Genomic DNA, 8,307 nt, shown 5'->3' with positions numbered 1-8,307 from the left:
AGTAAATCGATGGAATTTCGATTTGCTCTTGTTCGATATAACTCCAAACATCCAATTCAGTCCAGTTTGAAATTGGAAAAACACGTACATTTTGTCCATTTTCAATTTTTCCGTTCAAAAGGTCAAACAATTCAGGACGTTGGTTTTTTTCATCCCATTGACCAAAATCATCACGAACAGAAAAAATACGTTCTTTAGCTCTTGCTTTTTCCTCGTCACGACGTGCTCCACCAATACAAGCATCAAATTTAAATTCTTCGATAGCGTCCAATAATGTAGTCGTTTGCAAACTGTTTCTACTAGAATATTTCCCTGACTCTTCCACTACTTTCCCTTCATCAATAGCATCTTGCACATTACGAACGATTAATTCCAATCCTAGTTCGGCTACCAATTTATCTCTAAATTCAATAGTCTCAGGAAAATTGTGCCCTGTATCCACGTGTAACAATGGAAAAGGAATTTTGGCTGGAAAAAATGCTTTTTGTGCCAAACGCACTAATGTAATTGAATCTTTACCGCCAGAGAAAAGCAAAACGGGTTTGTCAAATTGAGAAATAACTTCCCTGAATATGTAAATTGCTTCGCTTTCTAAAGCATTTGTTTTTAAAACTGAACTCATTTTTATTAATTTAAAGATTAAATGATTGAAAAATTTAAAGATTTAAAAATCATTTATAATTCATAATTATTTTTGGTGTAAACCACATTCTTTGTGACTCGATTCCCATGACCATCTTCCTGCTCTGATATCTTCTCCTTCGGCAATGGCTCTCGTACAAGGCGCACAACCGATACTTACAAAACCTTTTTTGTGCAAGGCATTTTGAGGAACATTATTATCATCAATATACTTTTGAACATCAGCCAAACTCCATTTCAGCAACGGATTGAATTTTATGATATTAAAATGAGCATCATATTCGAAGGCTGCCAAATCATTTCTGTTTTCCGATTGCTCAGCACGTAAACCCGTAATCCAAATTTCATTTCCTTTCAAAGCTTTGGTCAACGGCGCCACTTTTCGAATAAAACAACATTCTTTTCTGTTCTCAACCGATTCGTAAAAGCTGTTTGGCCCTTTTGTATTCAACAAATTCTCCACAGCGCTGGCCTCCGGAAAATAAGATTGGATAGCTACTTTGTATTTTTTTATTGTTCTATGAAAAACATCATATGTTTCTTGAAATAATCTGCCTGTATCCAATGTAAAAATGGTAATTGGCAAATCATTTTTGGCAATCAAAGCGGTTATAACCTGATCTTCCTGACCAAATGAAGTCGAAAAAACCACTTTCCCTTTATACTCATTAGCCAAAAAAGCCAATGTTTCCTCAATGGAGAAACCTGCTGTTTTTTCTAATAAAGTATTTGCTATTGCTGTGCTCATTTTTATTTTGCTTTTAATTTTAAATCCATTACCCTATCGGCTTACTAGATTACTTTGCAAAAGTAACACTTTTTTTTAAATTCAAAATTATTTTTAAATAAAATTTAATAGTTTAGAATGCAATGTCTGCCAGAGAGTTACTTTCAAGTACCTTAAGGGTATTGTCCCTAACCTGAGTCATTAAGCGTCGTGCGGCACAAGTAGTTTCGTCATCACAATCATCACATTTTTCATAAAAATTGTGACTTGCGCAGGGAAGCAATGCAATTGGCCCTTCGAGAATGCGATATACTTTGGCCATACTTATATCTTTTGGGTCTTTTATCAAGTAGTAACCACCGCCTTTTCCTTTTTTTGCCCCCAGAAAACCAGAGTTTCTGAGCAATAACAGAATACTTTCCAAAAATTTAATCGAAATATGTTCATTTTTTGCAATTTCAGCAATTTGAACAGGTGTATTATCTTTTTGGCGCGCCAAAAAGGTAAGTGCTTTTATTCCGTATTTTGTTTTCTTTGAAAGCATTTAAAGTGTTTTTATTATAAGAATTAAATCACATTGAATTATGTTTACGAAACTACAAACTTTATCCTTTTATCAGCAAATTGTATGAAACTATTTAAAATTTCATTACAAATAGAAGTTGCAAATTCTTTTTCAGTATAAAAATCGTGTTCTTTACTTTTTATAATTTCAAAATCTATGGAATGCTTTTCAAACCAATTATTAGCTGGCTTATTGCTGTCATTTTCTCCATAATAGAGTTTTAATGCTCCATTGGGAATTTCATTCTCATACCGCAATCTTGTTGATGAAACCGCAAAAAGTTTTCTAACATTCAATCCCTTCAAAGCAGATTTCCAAGCAATTGTTCCACCGATGCTAAAGGCTAGAATATCTATTCGATTCTTTTCTGTCTTCAAAAGATTCTCAACGACCATTTCTATTCCGCCATTAACAAACTGATTATGTAGACTTTTTTCGGTATAATCAGTTTTGTCTATTTCACCCAATTCGCAACAATCGTAATATTGAATTTCGAACTTATCCTTCAATAGTTCTACATAAACTAAAACCCATTCCGATTTTTCTTTTCCCCACAAATCCGATAAAATGATTAATCTTGGTTTCATATAATTATAAGATGACTAAAACCAAATTTACAATTTTGACAAATTAAAAACAGATTTATTTTGCAGCAAATCAATAATTATATTTTCATAATAAGTAAAAAATCTTATAATTATAAGTTAATTATTGTTTATTTTCGTACAAATAAAAAAAATACACTATTTTTGCGCAACAATCAAAAAAACAAAAATATGAAAAAAAGATTTTTATTAGCTGCCTTATTATTTTCAGTCATATTAACTGCACAAACCGAGAAAGGTACTTTTGCAATTAGCGGAAAAACCGGATTAGGCTTCAATTCAACAACCGTAAAATATGAAAATTCAGGAAATACTACCGATGGACCAAAAACTAATTCCTTTAATATCTCTCCAAGCGTTAGTTATTTTATAATTGATAATTTATCGTTAGGTCTGGACTTTAATTATAAAACCGTTTCCACTAAACAGAAAATTTTAGTTCTAACTCCAGATGGCATGAATGGTATGATAATTGATGAAAAAAATACTAATAATACACTTTCAATTATACCAACCGCAACCTATTTTTTTTCCAAAGGAAAAACAAGACCTTATCTAAATGCAGGAATCGGTTTTGGCAATACAAAACAAGAAAATAACTATTCAGCTTCATCACCAGAAATTTCAAATTTTAGCACAAGTAATAATGGCCTTGTGTGGGGTGCTGGTGCAGGTCTTGCTTATTTTATTTCAAAAACAATTAGTTTTGATTTAGGCTTAGACTATTCCGAATTCTCTTTTAAAGAAAATAATGTAAAGACAAAATCAGGGGCATTTGGTGCTAATATAGGAATTTCGGTATTTCTAAAATAGAAAAAAATCTATTGTTGCAAATTCACAATTCCATCTCTCCTAGAAACACAAAACCCACAGTTTGAACTGTGGGTTTTTGCAATAATTATAAATCTTTAAGAAAGCGCCTGTTCCAAATCGGCAATGACATCTTCCACGGTTTCCAATCCTACAGAAACACGCACCAAACCATCTGTAATACTCACCGCCAAACGTTCTTCGACAGTTAATTTACTATGAGTCGTTGAGGCTGGATGTGTCACAATTGTTCTCGTATCGCCCAAATTTGGTGATAGAGAACATAATTTTATTTTATCCAAAAATGTTCTTCCCGCTTCGATTCCGCCTTTGATTTCAAATGCAACGATGTTACCTCCCAATTTCATTTGCTTTTTGGCTAATTCATATTGTGGATGCGATTTTAAAAATGGATATTTTACGGTATTTACATTAGGATGGCTTTCTAAAAACGTAGCTACTTTCAATGCATTTTCACAATGTCTATCAACACGGATAGCTAAAGTTTCCAAGCTTTTCGACAATACCCAAGCATTAAAAGCAGACAATGAAGGGCCTGTAAGTCGGGAAAACAAATAAATATCTTTTATCAAATCGGCATTTCCAACTGTAATTCCTCCCAATACTCTTCCTTGGCCATCAATCAATTTAGTTGCAGAATGCACTACCAAATGCGCTCCCCATTTTATAGGTTGCTGAAGGTAAGGCGTGGCAAAACAGTTGTCGATAATCAAAATCAAGTTATGTTTTTTGGCAATTGCTCCCAAAAGTTCTAAATCAATAATATCGACCGCCGGGTTGGTTGGTGATTCAGCAAAAAGTATCTTCGTATTTGGTTTTATAAAACTCTCTATGGTTTCTGGTTTAGTAAGGTCAAAATAGGAAGTTTCTATTCCCCACTTTGGAAAATAATTCACAAACAACGAGTGGGTTGCTCCAAAAACACTGCTGGCAGAAACAATATGATCACCTGATTTCAACAAAGCCGCAAAAGTAGAATAGACAGCCGCCATACCCGATGCAAATGCAAAACCAGCTTCAGCACCTTCCATTTTGCAAATTTTATCTACAAATTCGTTGGTATTTGGATTGCTATATCGGCTGTAAATATTTCTGTCTTTCTCTTCTGCAAAAGAAGCGCGCATGTCTTCAGCATCTTCAAATACAAAACTAGACGTTAAGTACAAGGGCACTGAATGCTCCAAAAATTGTGTTCTTTCTAATTGATTACGGATGGCTTGGGTTTCAAAACCAAATTCTTGTTCGTTCATTGTTATTTATTTTTAAAGCTATATCACGAAGATTCACAAAGTTTTTCTTTGAGATTTCCCAATAAAAGGCCTCTTATTATTTAAAATTAAAGTTCAAAAGTTGATGAATTTAGATTTTGGCTAATTCTTCTCCGTTAACGACTACTTTATAATGTATGGTTACATTTGGTTCCAATGTTTTGGAAACTGAACAATATTTCTCGAAAGAAAGTTGTGCTGCTCTGGCCGCTTTCTCTCCGTTGACTGTTCCTTCCAAATAAAATACTACGTGAATATCTTTGAATGGTTTTGCCTCATCTACCTGTACACGTTCGCCTTCAACCTCAGCTTTGAAAGAAGTGATTTCCTGACGTTGTTTCTTTAGAATCGAAATCATATCAATACCGCTACAGCCTGCAACGCCCATTAATACTAATTCCATTGGACTTGGCCCCATATTGTCACCGCCAAATTCCGGACGGCTATCTACATTTACAATATGACCTCTTTCGTTTTTTAATTCAAAATGGAAGTTGTCGTTTACTCTGTTTAAGGTTACTTTCATTGTTGTTGTTTTTATGTCTTAAATCTTAAATTATTATCCTTTATCCGATAATCTCAAAATGTCTCCGAAAACTCCTCTGGCTGTTACTGCTGATCCTGCTCCAGCTCCTTGAATCACGATAGGTCGGTCTCCGTAAGATTCTGTGTAAATCTCAAAGAACGAATCCGAGCCTTTCAATCCACCCAAAGCAGTTTCTTTTGGCACTGAAACCAATTTCACTTCCAAATTTCCTTTGTCATTTTGTAAATCACCTGATAATTCTCCAATGTATCGTAACACGTGATTTGGTTGCTGATCTGCTTTAATTTTTGCATAAATAGGATCAAACTCGGTCAATTTGTTTAAGAAGTCAGAAACATCACCTTCACGTAAATGTTCAGGAATTAAATTCTGAATAGAAATCTCTTCAAACTCATTTTGCAAGTCCAATTCTCTTGCCAAAATCAATAATTTTCTACCCACGTCGTTTCCACAAAGGTCTTCTCTTGGGTCAGGTTCTGTATATCCGTTATCGATGGCTTCTTTTAATATTTCGCTGAACGGAGCATCTTTCGCAGAGAAATTATTGAACAAATAACTCAATGTTCCTGAGAAAACCCCTTTTATCTTGGTAATATTTTCACCCGAAAGGTGCAATAATTTTATCGTGTCAATCAATGGCAAACCAGCACCAACATTCGTCTCATAAAGATACGTTTTTTGATTGTCTTCCAATACTTGTCTCAACTGTTTGTAAAACGAATAACTCAATGTGTTAGCCACTTTATTGGACGAAATCAAGTCGAAACTATTCTCTGCCAATTTGATATAATTTTCAACAAAATCAGCAGATGCCGAATTGTCAATCGCAATCAAATTCTCCAAGTGATGCTCATTTGCATAAGCAATAACATCGTCAATTGTATACGAAGTTCCAGCTGTTTGAATTTCATTTCTCCAGTTTGGAGAAACGCCATCTTTATTTAAAAGCACACTTTTAGAATTCGCAATCGCAAAAACATTCAGCTTGATTCCTTTGCGTTTTTCTATGGCGCCAGACGATTCTAAAATTTGATTGATCAGCGTTCCTCCAACCAATCCGTGACCGAAAATCGCGATATTGATTTTCTTTGAAACCCCAAAAATCTCTCCGTGAATCACATTCAGAGCTTTGTTCAACTCTGATTTTTTAACCACCAAACTCACGTTTTTACCCGTAACCGTGTTGTTGAAGAGAATAGGAACAATTTTGTTTTTGATTAAAGCTGTGTACGGTTTGTGAAACGTGCTCAAGTCCTGTCCAATAATAGAAATCACCGAAACATTGTCCGTAACCGTAATTTTATTTACGTCTTTCGAGTAAAAATCATTTTCAAATTCTTTCTCCAGTTCAATCATCGCACGAGTCGCTTTGTCCGCATCAACCACAAGCCCAATTCCTCTTTCAGATGAACCTTGTGAAATGATACTAACACTGATTTCGTTGTCACCCATCACTTTGAAAATACGGGCATCAACACCTGTTTTCCCTAGCAATCCTCTACCTTCCAGATTCACCAAAGCCACATTTTCCAGAACAGAAAGCGTTTTTATCCCTTCTTTACCCGCATTCGAAGTGATTAACGTTCCTTGATTTTCGTGATTGAATGTATTCAAAATACGAAGTGGAATATTTTTTTCCAACAAAGGAATGATAGTCTTCGCGTGCAAAATTGTTGCGCCAAAATTGGCCAACTCATTTGCTTCATTAAACGTCAAATGGTCAATTTTTTTGGCATCAAAAACCAAATCCGGATTCGCCGTATAAATTCCGTCAACGTGAGTGTAATTTTGAAGTTCCGTTGCGTCCAGATAATTTGCCAACAACGAAGCCGTATAATTACTGCCGTTTCTTCCCAGAGTTGTTGCCTCATTTTTAATATTGGAACCAATAAAACCAGTAACGACATTGACTGTTTCTCCATTATGTTCCTTAAAATAAGCCACCACATTTTTCTTCGAAAGCTGTTCAACTGGCTGTGCATCTCCGTAATTCGAATCGGTTTTTATTAATTCTCTTGTGTCGGAAAAATTAGCTTTTATGCCATTTTTTATTAAAATAGCTGTCAATAATTTAGCTGAAATCAACTCTCCTTTAGACAATACTTCGTCCTTAATTTTCACACTATAATCCCCAATCAAGCTCACACCCTCAAAAAGTTTTTCCAATTTATTGAACTCTTCAGACAAATCCACATCCTCATAAATGTCTTGTTGGTAGTTTTTAAAGTCTTCAAAAAGTGGTTTGTAATCTCCATTTTTAGAAGCCAAAGCCAATATTTCTTCCAGTTCGTCCGTTGCATTTCCACGCGCCGAAACCACAACTGCAATCTGTTCTCCGTTATTCACTTTTCCGGCAATAATTGCCACCACCTTATTGAGCCCGTCTCCGTTTGACAAAGACTTCCCTCCAAATTTTAATATTTTCATTTTGATATATTTTTTTCTAGCTTAAAAACTCCTTTAAGCAAATTGTCCAGTTGTTTATATTCAATCAAAAAAGCATCGTGCCCGTGAATGGAATCAATCTCTTGAAACGATACATTCGCTTTGTGCTTTTTTAATGTTTCGTATGTCTCTTTATTTTCATTTACCGTAAAAAACAAATCCGAATTGATTCCAATAATATGAATATCCGCCTCAATTTGTGAAGCTACGGCAATAAAAGATTCTCTGTTTTTGGAAATATCTATTGTTTTCAGCAATTGATTCATCAGCTTATATGCCGAAAGTTGAAAACGTTTTTGTAATTTCTTTCCGTGATGATTCAGCCAACTTTCGATATTAAAAATAGCTAATTCCTCATTGGTAGTTCGATCAAATTTTGCTTTAAAAGACTCCGGCGTTCTATAGCACAACATCGCGTGAATGCGAGCATCTTCAATCGGTTTAACCGAATTATTCAAAATTTGTTCCTGCAAAAAACAATTGGCAATCAACCAATCGGTCGATTTCCAGTCGGTCGCAATCGGAATTAGGTGTTTTGTTATTTGTGGTGCCAATGCGGCAATTTCCCAAGCGATTCCGCCACCTACAGAACCACCAATAATGGCAAATAATTGATTAATCTGAAGTGCCTTAAGCCCTTCTATAAAAAGTCTGGCCACATCTCTGGCCGTAAAATC

At 34.9% G+C, this 8,307-nt stretch carries 9 protein-coding genes; 1 reads left to right on the top strand and 8 read right to left on the bottom strand.

Going from position 1 to position 8,307, the window contains the following annotated elements; genetic code table 11:
- The 4 genes from cysD to VFS71_RS04155 all read right to left on the bottom strand — a co-directional run.
- On the bottom strand, positions 1–622 hold a 622-nt coding region (gene cysD / locus VFS71_RS04170), incomplete at its 3' end, for a sulfate adenylyltransferase subunit CysD (RefSeq protein WP_326399558.1).
- A gap of 66 nt (positions 623–688) precedes the next feature.
- Positions 689–1,390, bottom strand: coding sequence for a phosphoadenylyl-sulfate reductase (locus VFS71_RS04165; protein ID WP_326399557.1), 702 nt, complete (start codon positions 1,388–1,390; stop codon positions 689–691).
- 112 nt (positions 1,391–1,502) lie between these two features.
- On the bottom strand, positions 1,503–1,913 hold the full coding sequence (locus tag VFS71_RS04160) for an RrF2 family transcriptional regulator (protein WP_111411123.1): 411 nt from the start codon (positions 1,911–1,913) through the stop codon (positions 1,503–1,505).
- Between the two features lie 44 nt (positions 1,914–1,957).
- Positions 1,958–2,521, bottom strand: a complete 564-nt coding sequence (locus tag VFS71_RS04155; protein WP_326399556.1) for an alpha/beta hydrolase — start codon at positions 2,519–2,521, stop codon at positions 1,958–1,960.
- Positions 2,522–2,710: 189 nt separating this feature from the next.
- Between VFS71_RS04155 and VFS71_RS04150 the strand changes: the two genes are divergently transcribed.
- Complete coding sequence (locus VFS71_RS04150; protein WP_326399554.1) at positions 2,711–3,352, top strand: outer membrane beta-barrel protein; 642 nt, start codon at positions 2,711–2,713, stop codon at positions 3,350–3,352.
- 95 nt (positions 3,353–3,447) lie between these two features.
- Here the strand turns inward: VFS71_RS04150 and VFS71_RS04145 are convergent, their stop codons facing one another.
- From VFS71_RS04145 to VFS71_RS04130, 4 genes are all read right to left on the bottom strand, one after another.
- Positions 3,448–4,620 carry a trans-sulfuration enzyme family protein gene (locus VFS71_RS04145; protein WP_326399552.1) on the bottom strand — a complete coding sequence of 391 codons (1,173 nt, stop codon included), beginning with the start codon at positions 4,618–4,620 and terminating at the stop codon, positions 3,448–3,450.
- Positions 4,621–4,729: 109 nt separating this feature from the next.
- Positions 4,730–5,164 (bottom strand): OsmC family protein, encoded by a 435-nt coding sequence (locus VFS71_RS04140; RefSeq protein WP_326399551.1) that lies wholly within the window; start codon positions 5,162–5,164, stop codon positions 4,730–4,732.
- A gap of 33 nt (positions 5,165–5,197) precedes the next feature.
- Positions 5,198–7,612 (bottom strand): bifunctional aspartate kinase/homoserine dehydrogenase I, encoded by a 2,415-nt coding sequence (gene thrA / locus VFS71_RS04135; protein WP_326399549.1) that lies wholly within the window; start codon positions 7,610–7,612, stop codon positions 5,198–5,200.
- Positions 7,609–8,307, bottom strand: a 699-nt coding sequence (locus tag VFS71_RS04130; RefSeq protein ID WP_326399547.1) for a homoserine acetyltransferase, incomplete at its 5' end; no start/stop codon positions are given. The genes VFS71_RS04130 and thrA, both read right to left, overlap by 4 nt.

Origin of the sequence: Flavobacterium sp., assembly GCF_035760125.1 — a bacterium.
In the GTDB taxonomy this organism is placed as follows: domain Bacteria; phylum Bacteroidota; class Bacteroidia; order Flavobacteriales; family Flavobacteriaceae; genus Flavobacterium.
Note: the sequence above shows the minus strand (reverse complement) of the source record. Positions and strands in the feature narration are given on the sequence as shown.

Coding starts and splice junctions, on each gene's coding strand:
- VFS71_RS04160 (WP_111411123.1), bottom strand. CDS start 1,913: ATGCTTTCAAAGAAAACAAAATACGGAATAAAAGCACTTACCTTTTTG.
- VFS71_RS04150 (WP_326399554.1), top strand. CDS start 2,711: ATGAAAAAAAGATTTTTATTAGCTGCCTTATTATTTTCAGTCATATTA.
- VFS71_RS04165 (WP_326399557.1), bottom strand. CDS start 1,390: ATGAGCACAGCAATAGCAAATACTTTATTAGAAAAAACAGCAGGTTTC.
- thrA (WP_326399549.1), bottom strand. CDS start 7,612: ATGAAAATATTAAAATTTGGAGGGAAGTCTTTGTCAAACGGAGACGGG.
- VFS71_RS04145 (WP_326399552.1), bottom strand. CDS start 4,620: ATGAACGAACAAGAATTTGGTTTTGAAACCCAAGCCATCCGTAATCAA.
- VFS71_RS04155 (WP_326399556.1), bottom strand. CDS start 2,521: ATGAAACCAAGATTAATCATTTTATCGGATTTGTGGGGAAAAGAAAAA.
- VFS71_RS04140 (WP_326399551.1), bottom strand. CDS start 5,164: ATGAAAGTAACCTTAAACAGAGTAAACGACAACTTCCATTTTGAATTA.